Raw genomic sequence first — 22,898 nt, 5'->3', positions numbered from 1 at the left:
ATTGGAATCGTACGGTGCCCTTGCCGGCAGCCGTACCCCGAAGACGGAGCCGGCGGCGTCAGAGCCTTCTGAGACCGAGGCTCTCCCCCCAGCCGCCGCCGGCTCCCTTAAACGGTCTGCACCACTGAAAGACGTGGAACCGGAAGAGGTGCGGTGCACGAAAACCGCATCGATCATCGCGAACTATTAACGCCCCGCCTTCGGACGCTCGGTCCGCAGACGGGGCGTTTTCTTACTCCATGCCACCAACGGAGGCGTCCCTGCAGCCGATATAGGACCTCCGGCTGGGGGCGGCCGCGCTCGCTTTTGCCAGCTCCGCTGGCGCTGCTCAGCAGCCTCGCGGGAACGTGGAATAATTAGGTCTAATCTGCGTGACGTAATAGCGCCTGCCTATCCTCTGGGTAAGCCGCTTGCGCCGCAGCGAAAGCCGATCCAGGAGTCTTGTCTATGGTTGCCACGCCAGCCCATCTCCTCCGCTCTGCCACGGCGCTGGGCAACGAGGAGGTCATGCGGATCCGCAATGATTTCCCGATCCTGAACCGGTCCGTCAACGGGCACCCGCTCATCTATCTGGATTCAGGCGCCACGTCGCAAAACCCGCTCAGCGTCCTGGAAGCGGAACAAGAGTTCTACGAGCAGCGGAACTCTGCCGTGCACCGAGGCGCGCACTACCTGGCGGTCGAGGCCACCGAAGCGTTTGAAGACGCGCGAGAGACGGTGGCCGCCTTCATTGGTGCGGATCAGGACGAGCTGGTCTGGACCTCCAACGCCACCGAGGGCCTGAACCTGATTAGCTACTCCTTCCTGAACGCTTCCCTGCCCGGCGCCCCGGCCGAATCCGCCCGCTTCGCGCTCGCCGCCGGCGACGAAATCGTGGTCACGGAGATGGAGCACCACGCCAACTTGATTCCTTGGCAGCAGTTGGCCGAACGGACCGGCGCAACGCTGAAGTTCATTCCGGTGGACGACGCCGGAGCCCTGGATCTCGACGCCGCTGCCCGGCTGATCGGCGGCCGCACCCGCGTGCTGGCCTTCACCCACGCCTCCAACGTCCTAGGCAGCATTAACCCGGTGTCTGCGCTGGTATCGCTCGCCCGGGCGGCCGGTGCCCTTGTGGTGCTGGACGCCTGCCAGTCCGCCCCGCACCTGGCCTTGGACGTCAAGGACCTGGACGTGGACTTCGCCGTCTTCTCGGGGCACAAAATGCTCGGCCCCACAGGGATCGGCGGCCTGTACGGTCGCTCGGAGCTGCTGAACGCCATGCCGCCCTTCCTGACCGGCGGATCGATGATCACCACCGTCACCATGGAACGCGCTGCCTTCCTGCCCAGCCCGCAGCGCTTCGAGGCCGGCACCCAGAAAATCTCGCAGGCAGTGGCGCTGGCCGCGGCCGCCAACTATCTGAGCGAAACGGGCCTGTCGCGGATCCACGCGTGGGAAAGCGAATTGGGCCGGCGGCTCGTGGAAGGGCTGGAGGCCATCCCGGGCGTCCGCGTGCTTGGCCCCGCGGCCGGCCGGGAACGGATCGGCTTGGCCGCGTTCGACGTCGCAGGGGTGCACGCCCACGACGTCGGGCAGTTCCTCGACAGCCGTGGCATCGCCGTCCGCGTGGGCCACCACTGCGCTCAGCCGTTGCACCGCCGGCTCGGGCTCACAGCAAGCACCCGTGCCAGCACCTACCTGTACAACACCACCGACGACGTCGACGCGTTCCTCGACGCCGTGGCTGGTGTCCGCGGCTACTTCCAAGCTTGAGGACGGCACTGCATGAGTCTTGACCAGCTGTACCAACAGATCATCCTGGAACATTCCAAGGCGCGGCACGGCAGCGGCCTGTCCGCTGCCGCGGTGCCGGCGGGGGCCAGCAGCGGCCAGTCGCACCAGCTTAACCCCGTCTGCGGCGACGAGATCACCCTGCGGGTCTCGGTGGCCGGCGGAAAGGTCAGCGAACTGCGCTGGGACGGCGATGGCTGTTCCATCTCGATGGCGTCCGCCTCCGTGCTGACGGACCTGGCCGAAGGCCTGGAACCGGAGGAACTGCAGCGTGTGATCGACAGCTTCCGGGAGGTGCTGCGCTCCCGCGGGAAGGTCCCGGCCGATCCGGAAATCCTCGGCGATGCAGCCGCCTTCGAAGGCGTGTCCAGATACGCCGCCCGGGTAAAGTGCGCCATGCTCTCCTGGGTCGCAGCCGAGGACGCCCTCGGCCAGGCCTCGGCCGGTAGCCCTGGCGATATGCCCGCAGCGCGCTGACCCAGAGGGTGCCAACTCCGTAGTGTGCTGAACCGGCCGGACGTCACGCCGGCTTTCCGCTGGAACCCGCGTGGCGTTGTGACACATCCCGTTGACGTCTGCCGGCGGCTAACGCTGCACCTGTGTTCCTGAGCTTTAACGGACCGTCATCTCGCGGCGATTCCCTGCCCGTCTGCGGTCTCAACACGCCCACCTCCCATGGCCGCGGACCCTGAAACACAAGCTCGGCTACGCTGTCTGCCCCTTTCGTCCACCCCGTTGCCGAGTAGCCAAGCGAGTGGTGGGGCGGTGTCGAAACGGGTATTCGACTGCCGCTTCTGTGGCGCCCCGCGATAAAGACGGGTAGGCCCCACTCGTGCCTGAAGTAGCGCCTGGTTCCTACTCTGAATCATGTTGGGGCATAGAAAAAACGGGGACGAACTGGAATCCCGGACAATGCAAAATGCACCTGACTCTCGGCATCGGGGGCCGCAAATCCATGTCCCCCGTTCCTCCGACGTCAGACGCCTTCCATTCGATCGGGAAAAGCCATCCAGATCTGAACCGGTGACGAGTTGGGAAGTAGCCGTGGAACCCAGACCACTCCGTCGTCGGCCTTTTCTCCGGCACAGAAAGTCAATGGGACAGCACGAAAACCGGAAGGTCGAAGAATCATGACGCCGAACACCAAAACGAAGAATCGCCGAACCAAGGCGCCGGAAGTCGCTCCGCTGACCGACGCGGACTCTCAATGGCCGGAGGAGCTCCCGCGGGCCGCGGCCCCCGTGCAGGCCATCACCACAGTGCCATTCAACGAACCGGCGGATGGTGCGCAGCCCTTCAGCTTCGACGTGGCCATCGTCGGCCTCGGCTATGTTGGACTCCCCACAGCGCTGGCTATCAATGCTTCCGGCCGGCGTGTTCTCGGGCTCGACGTCTCCGAGGCGCGGTTGGCCGTCATCCGCTCCCAAGAGGCGGACCTGCTCGACTCTGACAAAGTCCGGTTGGACTCCGCACTTAGTGACCCAGCCTTCATGATCAGCACGGATCTGTCGTTGCTGGCGCGTGCCGCCGCGGTCGTTGTCTGCGTTCCCACTCCCGTGGATCCATACCTCGTTCCTGACCTCGGAATTCTCCGGGCAGCATGCGCCTCCGTGGTCGAATTTGCCGTCCCCGGCCAACTCTTGATGCTGACCTCGACGACCTACGTCGGGTCCACCCGGGACCTCCTTGCCGCGCCGTTGGCAGCCAAGGGCTTGATCCCGGGACGGGACATATTCGTGGCGTTCTCGCCCGAACGCATCAACCCGGGGGTAGACGCCTTTTCGCACGAAGATGTCCCCAGGGTTGTCGGCGGGGTGACCCAGGCCTGCGGCGACGCCGCTGCGGCGCTGCTGAGCGTGAGCACCAAGCTGGTCCACAAAGTCCCGTCGGCGGACGTGGCGGAAATGACCAAACTCGTGGAAAACACCTTTCGGGCCGTGAACATCGCGCTGGCCAACGAGTTCGCTGATATCTGCCAGGGACTTGGCATGGAGGTCATGGACGTCATCGATGCCGCCTCAACAAAGCCCTACGGATTCATGCCCTTCACTCCCGGACCCGGCGTCGGGGGCCACTGCATCCCGTGCGACCCGCACTACCTCCTCTGGCAACTGCGGAAGGCACGCGTCACCGCGCCTGTTATTGAACAAGCGATGGCAGGCATCGCGGGCAGGCCGCACCAGGTGGTAGAAAAGGCGCGCAAGATCCTCTCCGAACGCAACCACGGCCTCACTGGCGCGAGGATCCTCATACTTGGCGTGGCCTACAAGCCGGATGTCGAAGACCTGCGGGAATCGCCCGCGCTGGAAATCATCGCCGAGCTGATCGCAGACGGCGCCGAGGTGGCCTACCACGACCAGTGGTGCCCGACCGCGCCCGACGGGCATGGGGGCCGGCTTCAATCGCTCGCGGAACCGACACTTTGGGAAGCCGATCTGGTGATCATGCACACGAAGCATTCGGCCATGGATACTGGTTGGCTCGCCAGTGTCCCGGCCGTGCTGGACACGACCTACCGGCTTCCCAACGATGCCAACGTGACGCGGTTGTGATCCGATTGCCGCGAAGGTCAGATTAGGAAAGTAGGAGCAATGAAGACCACAATCACTGGGGGAGCCGGCTTCATCGGAAGTCACCTTGTCGAACACCTGTTGGCCGCGGGGGACGAGGTAACCGTGCTCGATAATCTCTCCACCGGTCGCCTGGAGAATCTGCGCAGCGTCATCGGACACCGTAAATTTCATTTCGTCGAGGGAGACATCCTCGATAAGTCAGCGGTGGACAAGGTGGTCTCCGGGTCCGACCGCGTCTTCCACCTCGCAGCGGCCGTTGGGGTGAACCTGATCGTCGAACATCCCTTGGAGAGCCTCCGGACGAACATTCATGGGACCGAGGTTGTCCTGGACTCTGTTCTCGAAGCCGGCGCGTCGCTCCTGCTGGCCTCAACCAGCGAGATCTATGGAAAGAACGCCTCGGACAGCCTGAGTGAGGAAGCCGACCGTATTCTCGGCTCCGCGCTGAAATCGCGGTGGACCTACGCCGCGGCGAAGGGCATCGACGAGGCTTTCGCACACGCCTACTGGCGGGAGTTTGGACTGCGGGTCGCAATCGTCAGGCTCTTCAACACGGTGGGGCCGCGGCAGACGGGCCGCTATGGCATGGTGGTGCCGCGCCTCGTGAAGCAGGCCCTCACCGGTCAGCCCCTAACGGTCTATGGCGACGGGAAGCAGACCCGCTGCTTCTCCTACGTGGGGGACATTGTGCCCGCGATCACCAGGATCTCGGCCGAATCCTCGGCCTACGGCAACGCCTACAACCTCGGGGGAAGTTACGAGATCTCGATCCTCACACTTGCCGAACGGATCGTGGAGCTTCTAGGCAGCAAGAGTGACATCAGTCTCGTCCCCTACGAGCAGGCATACGCCGAAGGGTACGAGGACATGCGCCGACGGGTCCCGGACAACAGCAAGGCCCGGCAGTTGGTCGGATTCGACCCGAAAACGACGCTCGACGAGATCATCAAGAACGTCGCCGCAGAACAACGCCCGCCCAAGACGGGGGACCCCGTCCAGTGGAAAGTGACCATGGCCATCAACTAGCTGTTTCTGTGCAGGCGCCGCAAACAGGCGTCGCGCCCTAGTTGGGGGTCTCGATGGCGTCGCTATGCCGTCACAAACGCCAGCCTCCGGTTCGGCCGTGCAATGTTTGCCCTAATCTGCCCCCAACCAGGACTGTCCCAAGCTATTCTGATCCGGCACAGCAAAGTTAAGCGGGTTAAGGGCGGACGGCCGTGCATCGGAGCTGCTTTCCGGACGTGCGGCCGTCTTACGTTTCAAAAGCTATCCATTGGTGATCGAAAGTCTGGGCGGGACACAATGAAGCAAAGAGTGCAGCGACACATGGTTTCAATCCCCAAACAAGTTGTCGTGATGGGCCTTGTCGGCCTCTTGGTGGCGTCCTGCTCGGGCCCCCAGCCGGCTCCGAGTCCCACGAGCCCAACGGCGCAGCAGGGATACCCGTGGCACACGGGAATCGTGGCGACCACCTTTTGGGTGGGTGAAATTTTCGACCCCAACGCCGAAGATGGCAGCCAGGTGACGTCCACGTACGACAGCCTGTGGATGCAAAGCTACGGGGGGTGCGACGGCGTGCTGAAGAACGGTTGTGAGACGGAAGCCAGGACCAGCGCCAACGACTACTTCCCCAGCGCCATGACACCCCGGGAAAATCCATTCTATTTGGACCTGCCCTATGACGACATCAACAATGCGTCCGCTTTCCGGGAACGAGCGGCCGTCATCCCGTGGGCGAAAGACCTATCTTTGGCAAGCGAGACCAGCAACCCGCGGGTCAGTTACATGAAAAACCGCTGGGTCAAGATCCGCATGAACGGCAAGGAATGCTTCGGCCAGATCGAGGATGCCGGACCGGGCCAGTACGAGGACAAGGAGTACGTCTTCGGGCAGAACGACGCCCGACCAAAGAACAAGAACTTCAACGGGGCAGGGATGGACGTTTCCCCAGCGCTCAACGGTTGCCTGGGCTTCAAGGAACTCAACGGGGAGGATGACAAGGTGGACTGGCAATTCGTGGACCGCAAGGATGTGCCAGCCGGCCCGTGGCTGAAAGTGGAGACCCAGACCCCGGTCCAGTAGGCAGCCGGCGAGGGGCGCTCTATCACATCCGCCCCTTCAAGCCGCCCCCCAGGATCTTGGCGAATTGCCCGGCTTCCTGACTGACTCCGCTGCAGACATGGCTGGCTGTCTCCGGGCCCGCCCCATCAGGGCATTGGAGGTCCCGGTTCAGCGACCACATCGATAGGCGCTGGACCCCCTTCCCAAGCGCAAAGTCCCGAAGTTTCTGAGTGGAAGCAAGGTCGAACACCTCACCGGCGAGATCGTTCTGGCCGATCATCGGCGTGAGGCCCAGCTTTCCCCATAGTTCATCACCGCTGAGGTTAATTCCCGCCCGCTGATACACGATACTCAGCTGGTCATGGACGGCTGTGGCTGCGGCCGTCGAGGCCTCGAGCATGCTCTGTGACGCTGGACGGCTTTCGCCGTAGTTCATTGTCATGACGTTTACGCCGGTGAGGTCAACCCCGGCGGCGAGCATCTGGTCGACGGCGCTAATGCCTGCATCGGTGAGGCCCCGGGGCGACGCTGGGAGCGTCAGCCAGACATCGAGCTTTTTGCCGGTTGATCCGCGCTCCAGCTGCAACTCCCGCGTGACTCTTGCCCTGCGCTCGCCGGCGGCCGCGTCCAGCAGGTTGTCGCCCTCGATGTCGAAGTCCAGGGCGACCGGGTCATAGCGCCCCACGACCTGCCGGTAAGCCGACTTGAGGGCCGACTCGTCCCGGCAGGAATTCGCGAGTTCGAGGTTCAACGCACCCCCGAACGAAATCGATACTTGGCCTCCACGTGATTTCAGTGACTTTATCCGGTCGTCGAGCTTCAGTATCTGAGCAGCAGTATCCAGGCTGTAGAGAGTTCCCCAGCTGGGAGCACAGGAGTCTTCCGGCGAGGCGACGATGAACGCCATAATGACGTCTTTGGGGTCGGCCGTTTCGAAGGCGTAGGCCGGAGTAACGGTCACGTCGGCGTAACCCGCGAACCAGGCGGGCTTCGTGACGTCCCGGTCTGCGCCGTACCTAGACACCAAAACAACCGCCGCTGCCAGCACCAGCACCAATGAGGCGCCGATGAAACGGCGCCGGTGGGGCGGCTTCCAGTTCCACCACAGCCGACGTCGGACCCGACGCCCCCCATGCGGAGGTGTCAGCGGGCCCGCGGCCCGGTCTGGGTCGCTGTGCGCTGTCATTCGACCCTTCTGTCCTGTGCCACCCTGCCATGACATCACCATTTCATCACGCCCAACTCCCAACGGGGCCCCGCTGCGCCTAAATTCTCGAGGGGCGCATCCACCTAGGTCGTGTGCACGTGGCTGGGGTGCCGGGCGAGTACTCAAACTCCCATTACCTATACGAGGTACAGAGTATTCGGAGCATGCCAAGACCAAAGACGGGTAGGGGCCACTCGTGCCCTGAAGATATGCGCTCTTTACGCTGTGGATGTCGGTTGCAGGGGATTGGGGGATGAAACTGGTCTCAATATGGTACGGGTACTCAGGACCGGGCCCGCGCCAGGCGTCGAGTTCCGGCGGGCACGCTGTTGGACGGCAACCCCCGGCGGCGCAGGCGGCAGAGGCGCTCAAGTGAGTGGCGGCCAGGGTGTCCAAGAGCCCAGTTCCCGCGGCAGGTCACCGCTCCCAGGACCGGTATACGCTCGCTCGCCGTTGAACGGACGATACCCGAATAGCAGCGCGGACCGGTCAGCACGATGAGAGGGGCATCTGACATGACGAACAATTCGGGAAGCAAGAACGCGCCAAAGGGGGCTGGCCTGCCGCGCGCCGGCGCTCCCGGACGGAAGTTCGACGTCAAGGCCGTCTGGGTCGTCTCGTCGCTACTCGCGCTTGTTGGCCTGACCGTTCCCGCACTCCTCGCGCCCAAAGGCCAAACTTCATCGCCGGCCCCCAGCGAGGCCTCAGCGGGTCCTGCGGTCGACACCCGGCCGGCATTGACGACCGTGAGCTTCACCTTCGACAGTGGCCGGTCGAGCCAAATGGTGGCCGCGGCGACGCTCAAGAAGGCGGGCATGCGCGGCACCTTTTTCGTCAACTCCGGTTTCCTGCAGGAACCTGGGTATTTGGGTGTCGACGATCTCCACACGTTGGTGGCCGACGGAAACGAAGTCGGGGGCCACACCGTGACGCTCGCAGATCTGAGCGTCGTCACTGGCGATGAGGCTGCCAGGCAAGTCTGTTCCGACCGCAGTAATCTGGCAGACTTGGGCTTTAAGGTCTCCTCCTTTGCCTACCCCTTCGGCGCCGTCACACCGGCCGCGGAAAGCCAAGTGGCCAGTTGTGGATATAACAGCGCGCGGAGCAGCGGTGATATTCGGAGCCCGTTCGGCTGCGCAAACTGCGACGTTGCGGAAACGGTTCGGCCCACCGACCCGTTCCGGACCCGTTCAGTAGTTGAAATCGGCAACACCTGGAACCTCGCAAACCTGCAACAACTGGTGACAGCCGCGGAGGAGCGTGGCGGCTGGCTGCAGTTGGTCTTTTACGACATTGACGAAAGCGGAGCGCCGCGCTCCATCACCCCGCAGCTCTTTAAGGAGTTCACGGACTGGCTGGCGCCGCGGAACGAGGCCCGGTCAACGGCTGTCCGGACGGTGCATGAGGTCATCGGAGGCGCCGTGAAGCCGGCCGTCCCGGGCCCTTCAGCCCCTCCCGCGCCGCCGGGCGTCAACGCGCTGAAGAATCCCGGACTGGAGGCGCCCGGGAAATACGGACTGCCGCAATGTTGGCAAACTGCCTCCTACGGCGAAAACGACTACGTTCTGAGCAGCCTTAGCCCGGGCCACAGCGGCACCATAGCCCGTCGCCTGGACGTCAGCGGCTACAAGTCCGGCGATGCCAAGCTGCTGCCCACCCTCGACCTCGGCGAATGCTCACCCAGCGTCGTGGCTGGACACGCCTACGCAATCAGTGCGTGGTACACCTCCACAGGACCCACGCAGTTCGAACTTTACTATCGCAATAAGGCCGGCATCTGGACTTACTGGACGGCCAGCCCTTGGTTTACCCCCACCCCGGGTTACCAAGAGGCCCGGTGGACAACCCCCGCCGTGCCCGCGGACGCCGTCGGGCTCAGCTTTGGCCTGAACCTGTTCAGCAATGGCGAGCTTGCTACCGACGATTACGAAATGTTGGATGCCGGCACGCCCTGAATCACGCCCGCCCTGAATCACGCCCGCCCGTGTGCACGCCAGCGCGTTCCCGGCCGCAATGTATGGAAGCGAGTAATGCTCATGAACGAGACCGGACGAAGGATGTCATCCGAACGAACTGGTGGACGCTGGCGGCCGACCGGCTTCTGGTCAAAAGGCGTCACGGCGGTGGGGGTCTTCATCTTGACCGTGGCCGGGCTGGCGGCCGGTGTCCCGGCCGCCGTGGCCGCGGCACCCACCGTGGTGACGTTGACGTTCGACGACGGGAACGCTGACCAGCTGAACGCGGCGCAGATCCTCAACAACAACGGTTTGAAGGGGACTTTCTTCATCCCCTCCGGTGCTGTCGGCACGCCCAACTACATGACCCTCGCGAACCTCCAGGGCCTGGCCGCCGCCGGCCACGAAATCGCCGGGCACACTGTCACGCACCCGGATTTGACGACGCTGACGTCCGATGAGGCAACACGTCAGATCTGCAATGACCGTGTCAACCTCACGAATTGGGGATTTCGGATCACTAATTTCGCCTATCCCTTCGCCGCGGAAAATGCGACTACCGAGGCCATCGTAAAGAAGTGCGGATACAACAGCGCCCGCGGGTTAGGCGATATCCGAACACGGTTCAGTTGTCCCGGTTGCCCCCTCGCGGAGACAATCCCGCCCGGAAATCTTTACAACACGGCCGCGCCTGATGAAGAGGATTCCTCGTGGACCTTGGCTGACCTTCAAAAGTCGGTAACCCAGGCCGAACCTGGTGGAGGATGGGTGCAGTTGACCTTTCACCATGTGGCGGCCAGCAGCACGGATCCCCTGAACATCACCCCCACTTTGCTGGCCCAGTTCGCCACGTGGCTGAAGGCACGACCAGCCACGACGTCGGTGAAAACGGTGGACCAAGTTATCGGTGGCACCGTGAAGCCTCTCGTCTCCGGGCCCGCGGTGCCGCCACAGGCGACGAGCGGGAACCTAGTGAAGAATCCCAGCCTCGAAACGCTCGTCAGCGGGGCACCGCAGTGCTGGCAGTCAGGTGGTTATGGAACGAACACCGCAGCCTTCAGCGTGGTCAGTCCCGGCCACACGGGAAGCGTTGCTGAACGTCTAGTGGTGACCGGCTACGCGAACGGTGACGCCAAGTTCCTTCCCGCACTGGATCTGGGCGGGTGCTCACCCTCGGCGACGGCAGGGCACACCTATAACCTCGGCGCCTGGTACAAGTCGACGGCAAGCACGCAGTTCGCCCTTTACTATCGGTCCGGTGTGGGCTCGTGGGTCTATTGGACCTCAAGTCCATGGTTCGCCCCCGCGACCACGTTTCAAAAGGCAAGCTGGACGACGCCGGCGTTGCCCAGCGGTGCGAGCGGGATCAGCTTCGGCCTGAATTTGTTCAGCAATGGAACGCTGATTACCGACGATTACGAAATGATTGACACAGCCAACGCTCCGGCGCCCACGCCGCCGCCGGCCGGTACGAACCTCGTGCAGAATGCGAGCCTAGAGACCGCCGGCGGGAGCACTCCCCAGTGCTGGCAGGCTGCGGGCTATGGCACCAACACCGCCGCGTTGAGCACTGTGACGGCAGCTCACACCGGCGCAGCCGCGGTGCGCCTGACGGTTACCGGCTACAGCAGCGGAGATGCGAAGCTGCTTCAGACCTTGGACAGCGGTTCCTGCGCCCCGCCGGCTATTGCCGGACATACCTACTCGCTCAGGGCCTGGTACAACTCCACGGCGGTTACCCAATTCACCGCTTACTACCGCAACTCAGCGGGGACGTGGGTCTATTGGACCTCCAGTCCTTGGTTGGCTGCTTCCGGAAGCTATGTGCATGCTAGTTTCACAACGCCCGTCCTGCCGGCTGGTGCGACGGCGATCAGCTTCGGTCTAAACCTGTTCGGAAACGGCACGCTCACGACTGACGATTACGCGATGTACGACACGGTAGGAGCGCCGGTGCTGTGATTATCTTCTACATGATTCTGGTCCTGGGTATCACAACGATTTTCTGGACGCTGGTCGGCTTGACGAGGGCTGTCGGGGAAGAATACGACCACTACCGGGCCGGCCGGGCGGAACTCGGCTTTACCGGGCGGCGGCGTTGGCTGGCGCGCGATGGGTTCGCCTCCGGTACCAGACGCTTCCCGTCCCTACCGACACGGGACGGCGCGAGCAGAATCCGCCGGATTCATGGGCGGCGCAGGGCCAAAGCCACGCCGGTGCTACCGGCGGATGTTGCGGTCCTGATTGCGGCCCACAACGAAGCACTCGTGATCAGTGAGACGATCCGGACCGCTGCCGCTTTGGTTCCCCTGGAGAACATCCACGTCATCTCGGACATGTCCTCCGACGACACTGCCGAAATCGCCCGCAAAGCAGGGGTGAAGGTGCTTGAGCTGACCCCAAACCGGGGTAAGGCGGGGGCTCTGGCCGCCGGCATCGCCCACTTCGAGTTGTGTAAGAACTTCGAAGTGGTGATGCTGCTGGACGCGGACACCCGTCCCGCCCCGGACTACCTCGATACGGGACTTCCGATGTTCTCCGACCCGACGGTGGCTGCCGTCGCGGGCCGAGCCAGATCCATCATGAACCCGACCTCGCCGAGCCCATTGGGCAGTTTCCTCGTGGCGTATCGGGAGCGGCTGTATATTGTGGTGCAACTCCTGCTGAAGTACGGGCAGGCCGCGAAGGGGGCGAACGTCGTATCGATCGTGCCAGGCTTTGCCAGCATGTATCGGACGTCGGCGCTCGAGAAGATTGACGTGCTGGCTCCCGGGCTGGTCATCGAGGACTTCAACATGACCTTCGAGCTCCATGCCAAGAAGCTGGGCAGGGTAGCATTCCATCCCGCCGCGGCGGTAGCGTACACGCAGGACCCGGATACGCTCCGTGACTACATCAGGCAAGTCCGGCGTTGGAGTCTCGGGTTTTGGCAGACCGTCCGTCGGCATCGGGTCCAGGCCGGCAAGTTTTGGCTCGCGCTCGCGGTCTACATCGTCGAGCTGATCCTGAGCTGCCTCTTCTTTGTCCTACTTGTGCCCGTCTTGTTGCTCTCGGTTCTGGCGGCGGTAGAGCTTCAGACGGGCAATACCTCCCCGGAATTGATCGCAGTGGCGGGCTTGCTTCGCCCCCAGGATGTCCTCCTCGGCGTATTCCTCCCTGATCTGTTGCTGACGATCATCGCGGCCGTGTCCCTTCGGCGGCCCTTCATCCTGTTGTTGGCTCCGTTTTTTCCGCTCATGCGGATTCTCGACGCAGGAATTTGTTTAATGGTCCTGCCAAGGGCGTTCTCGACGCACTCTTCAGGGGTCTGGATCAGTCCCGTTCGCCGGGCGCAGAATCGGCCCTCAAGCGGGGAACCGCTCGAAAGCTCGGCTGCGCCCGGCGCACGCTAGAGCGGCTAGCTGACGCCGGAAGTCGTCTGCACCTTGAGCCACGGTCCGGCCGGAACGTTGGCGCGGTCGACGAAGGACCAGGAGACGTGGTCGCCGCTGCCGTTCAGCTCGGCGAACCCGAGGCAGCCGTTCAGTGCGGGGGAGACGTCCATGCCGGCACCCTGGGTAGCATCGGTCGAGAAGTCAGCGTTGGCCGGACGGAGGTTCTGGGAACCGAAGACGTACCCGGCATCGTGGTAAGCGGTGCCGCTGGATGGGCCGGCGTCCTGGATCTGGCCGTAGCAAACGTTTCCGTTCGGTCCGGAGAGCTTGACCCAGCGGTTCTTCATGTAGCTGTAGTTGGGGTCCTTACAGTGGTCGACGCCGGTGGCGGCGTTGTCCGAAGCCGCCCAGGGGATGACGCTGCAGCGTTGCTGAAAGGCAACGGTGTCGTTGACGTCGTCGTAAGGCAGATCCAAGTAGAAGGGGTTCTCCTTGGGCTGGGGCTGGTTCTTGGGGAAATACCCGTTGGAGGCGTCGCGGGCTTCGGTCGAGCAAGTGAAATTCGTTCCGGTACCGGAACTCACGCCGTCGCAGCCGCCGTAGATGCTTCCCGGGCAACCGGAAGCGGATGCAGGGGTGGTGCCGAGATTGACCCCGGTGTGCTGGAAGGCCCACTGGCTGCTGTAGGTGGAGCAGACCTGGGATCCGTCGGCCAGGCTGGCGTTGAAGATCTCGCCCACCCAGAAGGTCGTGCTGATGACGTTCGTGTGCGTGGGGTAGACGCTCGTGGCGGTGCCGCCAGCCGGGGCGACCGGGGCCGGCTTCGCAGCCTTGGCGGGAGCCGGAGCCGCTGCTTTGGCCGGAGTCGCAGCCGCAGTCGGCGGGGCGACGGTGCTTGTAGCCGCTGCCGTTTTGGTCGGATCTGACTGGGGCGGCGTTGCCGAAGCGGCAGAGGACGACGGCGCCGGCGACTGTGCCGCGGCCGAAGTGCTGGGGGACTGGCCCGCCGCCTCCGGGGTCGACGAGGCTGCGCAACCGGTGGTGAGTCCGCCGATTAGGAGGACAAGCGCTGCTATGCGGATTTTACTCAGTTGTTTCATTGGTGGGTGCATATTCTGTTGAGGACATGGGAAAAGACAGCACTGAGCCAGTGACGGCGTGCTGACGTTCGGCCATGATGAGACCGGTGCGAGTTGCCCACGGTCTGTTGCTGGTATTTGGGGCGGTTGAAGCCCGGTCAGCGACGCCGGCCAGCTCCCCCCGGAGCGGCCAGTTGAGCATCATGGCACGCTGAGACCTATTCGTGCAGGCTCAACCATACATGAGGCCCCGCTCTCGTTTGCCACGCCGGAACAGTTCCTCCGCTTTGCCGTGATTATTGTCACTTTGCTGGGGTGCACCACGCCGCCGCGGCCGGTGCGCGCCAGTGTCGGCGCGCCGTCGGGCTGAAAACAAAGTAAACCCCGGTCGAAAGATTTTCGACCGGGGTTGTAAATGAGGATGTCAAGAATTGTCGAGGCTAACGCGGATAGGCAAGGACCACCCAGGACATCAGGACCAGCAGGATCAGCGCTGAATACATGGACCAATTCCGCCCAACGGCCTTGCGGTGGCTGCCGTGCCACACCCGCTCCATTCCGTTCATATTCATAAGTCGATTCAACGACGGCGGGACTCCGAATAACAGCGTGCCCTTCACTCCAAAAACTGGCCGCTGCCACTTATTTGGTCCTGCCACCTACTCGGGCTGCCAGCACAAACCCGCGATTGCAGGCTGGGCGGATGCGGCCACCCCGTAGTTCAGGGGCGTCCGAGCCCCTTATAGGTCCAGCCGGCCGCGCGCCATTTGACCGGGTCCAGCACGTTCCGCCCGTCGAGGATACGGGGCGCCGACACCAGGGCCAAGGTATCGTGCGGGTCCAACTCGCGGTATTGTCGCCACTCCGTCAGCAGCAACACAGCGTCGGCCTTGCGCAGGGTGGCTTCCAAATCCGGCTCCAGCGGGAGTTCCGGGAAACGCTTGGCAGCATTGGCCAGGGCCTGCGGGTCGGTCACCGTCACCACTGCGCCCTGGAGCTGCAGCTGGGCCGCAGCGCTCAGGGCCGGCGAGTCCCGGACGTCGTCGCTCTCGGGTTTGAAGGCCGCCCCTAACACGGCAATCCGCTGCCCCATCAGGGAGCCGCCGCACAGCTCCCGGGTGAGCTCCACGACGCGGGTCCGGCGCCGCATGTTGATCGCGTCCACCTCGCGCAGAAAGGTCAAGGCCTGATCCGCTCCCAGCTCGCCGGCACGGGCCATGAACGCGCGAATGTCTTTGGGCAGGCACCCTCCGCCGAAACCGATACCGGCATTGAGGAATTTCCGGCCGATCCGGTCGTCGAGGCCAATTGCGTCCGCCAGCTTGGTCACGTCGCCGCCGGTCGCCTCGCAGACCTCGGCCATTGCGTTGATGAACGAGATCTTGGTGGCGAGAAACGAATTCGCGGCGGTCTTGACGAGTTCTGCCGTGGCGTAGTCCGTGATCAGCCGCGGTGTCCCGCTGGCGAGCGGCGTCGCGTAAACCTGGTCCAGAACCGCGACGGCGGGGTGGTCTTCACTGCCGTCCGGGAGACCGTAGACGAACCTGTCCGGGTTCAAGGTGTCAGTGACGGCGTGGCCTTCGCGCAGGAACTCCGGATTCCAGACCAGCGTGGCACCGGGCTCCTTCTCCGCGAGCAGCTCGGCAAGCCGGGCGGCGGTCCCTACCGGCACCGTGGATTTTCCGGCGATGACGTCACCGGGAGCGACGTGGGCGCCCAGCCCGTCCACGGCCGCGTTCACGAAGCGCAAGTCCGCTGCGTTTTCCCCCCGTTTTTGCGGGGTGCCGACGCAGATGAAGTGAACCTCGGAGCCGCGGGCGGCGGACATTTCGGTGGTGAACCGCAGCCGGCCGGATGCCTCGACTTCGGAGAGGAGCTCGTCGAGCACGGGTTCATAGAACGGGGCCCGTCCCTGGGACAACCGGTCTATCTTGCTTTGGTCGAGGTCGATGCCGACCACGTCATGACCCAGCTTGGCCATGCACGCCGCGTGAACAGCGCCCAAGTAGCCGCAACCGATAACCGAGATCCGCATGCCGAGATCCTCCCCCTGATGGTGTGATCACAGAGTACGTGCTGGTGCCCGGTTTCGGACAGACCCGAGACATAACATCAGGAGCAGGGCCAAAAAAGCGCCAAGCGTGGCCCCCACGGTGTTCGCCAGCACGTCGGCGAGCGTAGCGTAACGGGCGGGCAGGAAAAGGAACTGGGTGAGTTCAATGGCGCTCGACGCCAGCAGCCCGGCGACCCCGCCAACCCACCAGCAGCCCCTTCCGACAACCCAGGCCACAAGGGCGCCCAGCGGGATGAAGAGCAGCACGTTCGCCGCGGACTCTATGAAGCCGTAGTTCACCCAGTCGGGGACGCCCCGGCGGTGCAGCCCCTGCAGCGCACTCCCCAGTAGCCCTGCGATTGGGCGGTCCACGGGCTGCGGCCACAAGGCCACCGTCGCCAGCCCCGCGGCGTAGGCCAGGAGTCCCAGCATGGCGACGCGATGGTTCCGCAAAGCGCTTCCCCCTCATCCGGGCCGGGTATTTGCCCGATTCTAGCCCCAAAGGCTCCCGCGGCAGATGCCCGAAGGGGCGCCTAACCGACGGCAAAACAGCGGACGCGGCCGCCGGAGTGATCCGGCAGCCGCGTCCCGGGGCGTAACGGGGTGTGCCGGGCTCAGCCGAACAGGCCTGTGATCCCGATGACGGCCGTCGCGGCGCCGAGCAGCATCGAAATGCTCACGAGCACGACGTGGACCGTGAGGAAGCGGGTGGCTTTGCCTCCGGCGTCGCGCGCCCGTGGGTCCTTCATGACCCGGCGCAGGAACTGCGGCCAGACGACCAGGGACCAGACGCCGGCCACGATCAGGATGACGGCCACGGCGGCGGGTAGCTGCATCGGCTAGTGGCTCTCGAGCCAGGCCTGGGCCTGGGTGGACTGGATGTTGAGGGCCTTGCCGACCATCGGCTCAGCCGCATCGGCGATCTTCCCGCCCAGCAGCGGCACGGACGACGTCACGGTCCCCTCCAACTCGATCCGGGTGCTGCCGCCCTCGGCGACGAGGCGCTGCACAGCTTTGACGTCGAGCGGGGCACCGGCGACCTTCAGGGAGATATTGCTCTGCCGCGAACCGTCGGGTTCCGGGGCGCTCCAGCTTTCCAGCTGCGTCACCTTCAGGCTCTCGCCGACGAACTTGCGGGCCAGCTCGGGCATCCGCGTCGTGGGGATGGTGCGCACGGTCGTGGTGTTGAACGCGCCGGCGGTGTCGCCGTCGACCGCAAAGGATTCAAGGGTTCCGCCGACGAGTTCGCTGGTGTGGCGCAGGAAGTCCTCGTTGACGAAAACTGCCGTAACGCTCGCAACGTTGTGCGGAAGGGTGGTGGATGCACTCAGGGCCATTGGGGGTCCTCCATGGGGTGGAACTGGACGTTTTGGGCTCCCAACATCCTACGCGGTGGGCCCCTGCGGTTTCGATTCGGCAGCCGCCTCCGTCTCCGGCTCTGTCTCTGCGAGGCGCTGGGCCGCTGCGGCGATATTCCGTGACATGGCGGGGAATATCAGGCTGTGGAAGGGCAGCACGGCGAGCCAGTAGAGCCGTCCGCTGAGACCCTTCGGAAAGAAAATGGCCCGCTGCCGGTAACGGCTGCCGGTGCCCTCGGGTTCCACCGCCAGTTCCAGCCAGGCCCGGCCCGGAGCCCGCATCTCGGCCCGCAGCCTAAGCAACCGGCCGCGGTCGATCCTCTCGACCCGCCACCAGTCCACCACTTCGCCTTCGGCCAGCAGATGCGGGTGCCGACGGCCGCGCGCCAGGCCTGCACCGCCGGTGAGCTTGTCCAGCCAGCCGCGCACGTTCCAGGCCAGCGGGAGCGAGTACCAGCCGTTGCGGCCGCCGATACCTTCGATGACGGTCCAGACGTGTTGCGGGTCCACCGAACTGGGATAGCTGCGCTCATCGACGAAGACGCGGTGGCCGGCCCACTCCGGGTCGCTGGGCAGCGGATCCGCGTCGGCTCCCGCGTTGGCCCAAGTGGTTTCCACCTGGCCGTCGCGTTCCTTGCCCAGGGCCAGGGCGACCGCGCGCCGGTAGGGCGTCAGGCCGCCCACGGGCTGCGGGATGAAGGAGTCGATGTCATGCTCGCGGGACACCGCGTCGTGCTGCAGCGACTCGACAAGCGGCAGCGACATGGACAGTGGGATCGGGGTGGTCAAGGCGACCCACATGCCCGCGAGCTTGGGCGCGGGGATGGGGAGCGCCAGCACCACACGGTGCGGCAGGCCGGCTTCGTTGGCGTACTCCTTCATCATTCCGGCGTAGCTGAGCACCTGACGGGAACCGATGTCGAAGGTGCGGTTGATGTGCCCTTCCAGGGACGCCGCCCCGACGAGGTAATGCAGCACGTCCCGCACCGCGATGGCCTCGATCTTGTTCCGCACCCAGCTGGGAGCGGGCATCAGCGGCAGCGTCTCGGACAGGTGCCGGATCATCTCGAACGACGCCGAGCCGGAGCCGATCACGACGCCGGCCTGCAACACGATCGCGTCCACCGCCCCATCGAGGAAGACTTTGCCGACGGCCTCGCGGGACCGCATGTGGGTGGAGAGCTCGGCGCCGGAGGGGTGCAGCCCGCCGAGGTACACGATCCGGCCGACGCCGGCCCCGGCGGCGGCACGGGCCGCCGTTTCCGCCATCGCCTTTTCCTTGTTCTCGAACCCGGCGCCGCCCGCCATCGAGTGGACCAGGTAGTAGAGCACGTCGACGCCCTCCAGTGCCTCCTGCAGCGCCGCGGCGTCGTCGAGGGTGCTCTGGACCACCTCGACCCGTTCCAGCCACGGGACGCCGGCGATTTTCGCCGGAGTCCGGACCAGAACCTTCACCTGGTGCCCGGCCTCCAGCAGGCGGGGGACCAGCCTGCCGCCAATGTAGCCGGTGGCGCCGGTCACGAGCACGGTCTTCGCGTCCGTAGCGTGGGGGGTGCCGTTCATGGTGGCTCCTTCTCATCGGGATATAAGCCAGCGGATATAAGCCATTCGGAGCGCAAGCGTCGCCGGACTGCTGCGCGCCACGACTCCGGCGACGGGAGCCGGTCCGGCCAGCTTAGCCCCGGGTGCCGGCCCGCTGCCGGGGCGCGGTAGGCTAAAAGGACCCGGGATTCTTGCGAATTTCGGCTATTTGTGTTGCCTGCATGCCCGTGATCACTTCAGGAGTTCCCGCCATGAGCCTCAACGGCCCCTCTCTCACCGGTCTGCGGCGTGTCCTCGCCGGGGACAAGACCTTCGCGCGGGTGCAGGCTGAAGCGTCGCGGCCGTTCACGGCCCGCAGCGAGGACTACCAGATCAGCGCTCCGGCGGGCCTGCGGGCCGCGCTGCTGGCGGAGATGGCCGACGGCCTCGCCTCGGAGGCGCTGTCCGACGGGGACGCGCCCGACGGCGGTGCCTCCGCCGGTGTCCGCACGCCGGTGGTGCTGGCCGTCACCGCCACCGGCCGCGAGGCCGAGGATCTCACCGCCGCGCTGGGCGCCTTCCTGCCGGCAGCCATGGTCGCCGAGTTCCCCAGCTGGGAAACCCTGCCGCACGAGCGGCTCTCACCGCGCTCGGACACCGTCGGCCGCCGGCTCTCCGTGCTGCGCCGCCTCGCCCACCCCGAAACCGCCGGCGGCGCCTTGCGCGTGGTGGTCGCCCCGGTCCGCGCCGTGGTCCAGCCGATCGTGGCCGGGCTCGGCGAGCTGGTCCCGGTGACCCTCAAGGTCGGCCAGGACGCCCCCTTCGGCGAGGTCGTCAAGAACCTCGCCGACGCCGCCTACGCCCGCGTGGACATGGTCACCAGGCGCGGCGAATTCGCGGTCCGCGGCGGCATGCTGGACGTCTTCCCGCCCACCGAAGACCACCCGATCCGGGTCGAGTTCTTCGGCGACGAGGTCGAGCAGATGCGCTGGTTCGCCGTCGCCGACCAGCGCTCACTCACCGCGCCCGGCGTGCACCACCCCACCGAACTGCACGCGCCACCCTGCCGCGAACTCCTGATTACGCCGTCGGTGATGTCCCGGGCGGCGACGCTGAAGTCCCAGTTGCCGGCCGCGGCGGACATGCTGGAGAAGATCGCCGGCGGGATCGCGGTCGAAGGCATGGAGTCCCTCGCCCCGGTACTGGTCGATTCCATGGTCCCGTTCCTGGACCAGTTCCCCGAGGGCTCCATCTCGGTGGTCATTGAACCCGAAAAGGTCCGCACCCGCGCCCACGACCTGGCCGCGACCAACGAGGAGTTCCTCGAAGCAGCATGGTCCACGGCATCCGACGGCGGAGCCGCGCCGCTAGATCTAAGCTCCGCGGCGTCCGAGGCCCTGCACTCGGCCAGCTTCCGCTCGCTGGGCGAAACCCGTTCCACCGCGCTGGCGCATGACGTGTCCTGGTGGTCCATCACCTCCCTTGCCAGCGATGAGGAGCTGATGCCCGACGTCGACGTGCTGAACCTCCGCGCCCGTGAACCGCGCGGCTACCAGGGCGACGTGGCCGAGATGATGGAGTTCATCGGCTCGCACGTGCGGGACCAGTGGCGGATCGTCGTCGCCACCGAAGGCCCCGGGCCGGCGCAGCGGCTGGCGGAGCTCTTCCACGACAACGACATTCCGTGCGCCCGGGTGGAATCCCTGGACGCCGAGCCGCAGCCGGGCCTGATCGAGGTGACCACCGCCGCCGTCGGCCGCGGTTTCGTCATGGACACGCTCAAGGTGGGCCTGCTGACCGAGGCCGACCTGCTGGGCCGCACCTCCGCGGGCTCGACCAAGGACATGCGCCGGATGCCGTCCAAGCGGCGGAACGCCGTCGACCCGCTCCAGCTCGTGGCCGGCGACTCAGTGGTGCACGAACAGCACGGCATCGGCCGGTTCGTTGAGCTGATCCAGCGCAAGGTGGCTGGCGGGGGCGACGGGGTGCGCGAATACCTGGTCCTGGAGTACGCCCCGTCCAAGCGCGGCGCCCCGGGCGACCGGCTCTTTGTGCCCACGGACCAGCTGGACCAGGTCACGCGATACGTCGGCGGCGATACCCCTGCGCTGAGCAAGATGGGCGGCGCGGACTGGGCCAGCACCAAGTCCAAAGCCCGCAAGGCGGTCAAGGAGATCGCCGGCGAGCTGATCCGGCTGTATTCGGCCAGGATGGCCTCCCGCGGCTACGCCTTCGGACCCGACACGCCGTGGCAGCGGGAGCTGGAGGAAGCCTTCCCCTACGTGGAGACCCCGGACCAGCTGACCACCATCAACGAGGTCAAGGCCGACATGGAGCGCGAGATCCCGATGGACCGGCTGATCTCCGGGGACGTCGGCTACGGAAAGACCGAAATCGCGGTCCGCGCCGCGTTCAAGGCGGTCCAGGACGGCAAGCAGGTCGCCGTCCTGGTGCCCACSACMCTGCTCGCCCAGCAGCACTATGAGACCTTCACCGAACGGTTCTCCGGCTTCCCGCTCGTCGTCAAGCCGCTGTCCCGCTTCCAGACCGGCAAGGAAGCCAAGGAAACAGCCGACGGCGTGAAGAGCGGGTCCGTTGACGTGGTCATCGGCACGCACCGGCTGCTGTCCAAGGACTTCGGCTTCAAGGACCTCGGCCTGGTAATCGTGGACGAGGAGCAGCGCTTCGGCGTCGAACACAAAGAAGCGCTCAAGAAGATGCGCACCAACGTGGACGTCCTGGCCATGAGCGCCACTCCGATCCCGCGCACCCTGGAAATGTCCCTGACCGGCATCCGCGAGACCTCCACCCTGGCGACCCCGCCCGAGGAACGGCACCCGGTCCTCACCTATGTGGGTCCGTACACGGACAAGCAGACCTCCGCCGCGATCCGCCGCGAGCTGATGCGCGAGGGCCAGGTGTTTTTCGTCCACAACAGGGTGTCCACGATCGACCGCACCGCCGCGAAGATCCGCGAACTGGTCCCGGAAGCCCGAGTGGAGGTGGCGCACGGGCAGATGTCCGAGAGCCGGCTGGAACAGATCATCGTGGACTTCTGGGAAAAGCGCTTCGACGTCCTCGTGTGCACCACCATCATCGAGACCGGCCTGGACATCTCCAACGCCAACACCCTGATCGTGGACGGCGCGGACAAGTACGGTCTGTCCCAGCTGCACCAGCTGCGCGGACGGGTGGGCCGCGGCCGGGAACGCGCCTACGCCTATTTCCTCTACCCCTCGGAAAAGCCGCTCGGTGAGGTGGCGCTGGAACGGCTCAAGGCCGTGGCGACGCACAACGAGCTCGGCGCCGGCATGCAGCTGGCCATGAAGGACCTGGAGATCCGCGGGGCCGGCAACCTGCTCGGCGGCGAGCAGTCCGGCCACATCCAGGGCGTCGGCTTTGACCTGTACATCCGGCTGGTCGGCGAGGCCGTAGCCGACTACCGGGGCGAGGCCGAGGAGAAGGCCGCCGAGATGAAGATCGAGCTGCCGGTCAATGCGCACCTGCCGCACGACTACGTGCCGGGCGAACGGCTCCGGCTGGAGGCCTACCGCAAACTCGCCAGCGCCATCACCCACGAGGCGATCGACGAGGTCCTCGCGGAACTCGTGGACCGCTACGGCGAGCTGCCGCTGCCGGCAACAAACCTGATCGACGTCGCCCGGTTCCGGGTCGGAGCGCGCGCGGCCGGCCTCACCGACGTCGCCCTGCAGGGCAACTTCATCAAGTTCTCGCCCGCCCAGCTGCCCGAATCCAAGCTCATGCGGCTGGCCCGGATGTACCCCGGCTCGCAGGCGAAGCCGGCCCTGGACGCCGTGCTGATCCCCAAGCCCAAGACCGCCCGGATCGGCGGCCGCGACCTGCAGGACGCCGAAATCCTGGCCTGGGCCAAAGGCGTGATCGAAGCGATTTTCTCCGACGTCCCGCTCTCAGTCGGCTAGGCC

General features: G+C 65.3%; 17 protein-coding genes. 9 read left to right on the top strand and 8 right to left on the bottom strand.

The genetic code is table 11. The annotated features are described in order from the left end of the window. The first annotated feature begins 441 nt into the window (after window positions 1-441). From AC1DGI_RS07610 to AC1DGI_RS07590, 5 genes are all read left to right on the top strand, one after another. On the top strand, window positions 442-1,755 hold the full coding sequence (locus AC1DGI_RS07610) for a SufS family cysteine desulfurase (RefSeq protein ID WP_441401387.1): 1,314 nt from the start codon (window positions 442-444) through the stop codon (window positions 1,753-1,755). Window positions 1,756-1,767: 12 nt separating this feature from the next. Then, window positions 1,768-2,250, top strand: coding sequence for a Fe-S cluster assembly sulfur transfer protein SufU (gene sufU, locus AC1DGI_RS07605; RefSeq protein ID WP_476898340.1), 483 nt, complete (start codon window positions 1,768-1,770; stop codon window positions 2,248-2,250). A gap of 653 nt (window positions 2,251-2,903) precedes the next feature. Continuing rightward, window positions 2,904-4,325: a nucleotide sugar dehydrogenase gene (locus AC1DGI_RS07600; protein WP_476898339.1), complete on the top strand. Its 1,422-nt coding sequence runs from the start codon at window positions 2,904-2,906 to the stop codon at window positions 4,323-4,325. A 39-nt stretch (window positions 4,326-4,364) separates the two neighbouring features. After that, complete coding sequence (locus AC1DGI_RS07595) at window positions 4,365-5,372, top strand: dTDP-glucose 4,6-dehydratase (protein ID WP_441401522.1); 1,008 nt, start codon at window positions 4,365-4,367, stop codon at window positions 5,370-5,372. A 435-nt stretch (window positions 5,373-5,807) separates the two neighbouring features. Next, window positions 5,808-6,428, top strand: coding sequence for a hypothetical protein (locus tag AC1DGI_RS07590; protein WP_441401520.1), 621 nt, complete (start codon window positions 5,808-5,810; stop codon window positions 6,426-6,428). A gap of 22 nt (window positions 6,429-6,450) precedes the next feature. Here AC1DGI_RS07590 and AC1DGI_RS07585 read toward each other — a convergent pair whose 3' ends face one another. Beyond that, window positions 6,451-7,461 carry a chitinase gene (locus AC1DGI_RS07585; RefSeq protein WP_441401519.1) on the bottom strand — a complete coding sequence of 337 codons (1,011 nt, stop codon included), beginning with the start codon at window positions 7,459-7,461 and terminating at the stop codon, window positions 6,451-6,453. A gap of 668 nt (window positions 7,462-8,129) precedes the next feature. Between AC1DGI_RS07585 and AC1DGI_RS07580 the strand changes: the two genes are divergently transcribed. The 3 genes from AC1DGI_RS07580 to AC1DGI_RS07570 all read left to right on the top strand — a co-directional run bounded on the left by AC1DGI_RS07580 (window position 8,130) and on the right by AC1DGI_RS07570 (window position 12,961). Then, on the top strand, window positions 8,130-9,569 hold the full coding sequence (locus tag AC1DGI_RS07580) for a polysaccharide deacetylase family protein (protein WP_476898338.1): 1,440 nt from the start codon (window positions 8,130-8,132) through the stop codon (window positions 9,567-9,569). Window positions 9,570-9,644: 75 nt separating this feature from the next. Next, entirely contained in the window at window positions 9,645-11,531 is a 1,887-nt protein-coding gene (locus tag AC1DGI_RS07575; RefSeq protein WP_476898337.1) for a polysaccharide deacetylase family protein, read from the top strand. Beyond that, a complete protein-coding gene (locus AC1DGI_RS07570; protein ID WP_476898336.1) occupies window positions 11,528-12,961 on the top strand; it encodes a glycosyltransferase family 2 protein in 1,434 nt (477 codons plus the stop codon). Before AC1DGI_RS07575 ends, AC1DGI_RS07570 begins: the two co-directional genes overlap by 4 nt. Before the next feature lie 5 nt (window positions 12,962-12,966). Here AC1DGI_RS07570 and AC1DGI_RS07565 read toward each other — a convergent pair whose 3' ends face one another. The 7 genes from AC1DGI_RS07565 to AC1DGI_RS07535 all read right to left on the bottom strand — a co-directional run bounded on the left by AC1DGI_RS07565 (window position 12,967) and on the right by AC1DGI_RS07535 (window position 18,996). Then, a complete protein-coding gene (locus tag AC1DGI_RS07565; protein ID WP_476898335.1) occupies window positions 12,967-14,043 on the bottom strand; it encodes a hypothetical protein in 1,077 nt (358 codons plus the stop codon). A 419-nt stretch (window positions 14,044-14,462) separates the two neighbouring features. Next, entirely contained in the window at window positions 14,463-14,594 is a 132-nt protein-coding gene (locus AC1DGI_RS07560; RefSeq protein ID WP_441402877.1) for a hypothetical protein, read from the bottom strand. 149 nt (window positions 14,595-14,743) lie between these two features. Beyond that, window positions 14,744-16,057, bottom strand: a complete 1,314-nt coding sequence (locus AC1DGI_RS07555; protein WP_476898334.1) for a UDP-glucose dehydrogenase family protein — start codon at window positions 16,055-16,057, stop codon at window positions 14,744-14,746. A 27-nt stretch (window positions 16,058-16,084) separates the two neighbouring features. Continuing rightward, complete coding sequence (locus AC1DGI_RS07550) at window positions 16,085-16,528, bottom strand: VanZ family protein (RefSeq protein ID WP_476898333.1); 444 nt, start codon at window positions 16,526-16,528, stop codon at window positions 16,085-16,087. Window positions 16,529-16,689: 161 nt separating this feature from the next. Further along, window positions 16,690-16,911, bottom strand: coding sequence for an SCO4848 family membrane protein (locus AC1DGI_RS07545; protein ID WP_441403431.1), 222 nt, complete (start codon window positions 16,909-16,911; stop codon window positions 16,690-16,692). A 3-nt stretch (window positions 16,912-16,914) separates the two neighbouring features. Then, window positions 16,915-17,412, bottom strand: a complete 498-nt coding sequence (locus AC1DGI_RS07540) for a DUF2505 domain-containing protein (protein WP_441403430.1) — start codon at window positions 17,410-17,412, stop codon at window positions 16,915-16,917. Window positions 17,413-17,460: 48 nt separating this feature from the next. Further along, window positions 17,461-18,996 (bottom strand): SDR family oxidoreductase, encoded by a 1,536-nt coding sequence (locus tag AC1DGI_RS07535; RefSeq protein WP_476898332.1) that lies wholly within the window; start codon window positions 18,994-18,996, stop codon window positions 17,461-17,463. A gap of 230 nt (window positions 18,997-19,226) precedes the next feature. On the opposite strand from AC1DGI_RS07535, the gene mfd reads away from it, so the two are divergent. Next, complete coding sequence (gene mfd, locus AC1DGI_RS07530; RefSeq protein ID WP_476898331.1) at window positions 19,227-22,895, top strand: transcription-repair coupling factor; 3,669 nt, start codon at window positions 19,227-19,229, stop codon at window positions 22,893-22,895. Window positions 22,896-22,898: the final 3 nt, after the last annotated feature.

Source organism: Arthrobacter sp. 05N428_2, from assembly GCF_056397065.1.
The sequence above is the reverse complement of the archived record's forward strand: the minus strand, read 5'-3'. Positions and strand labels throughout refer to the sequence as shown.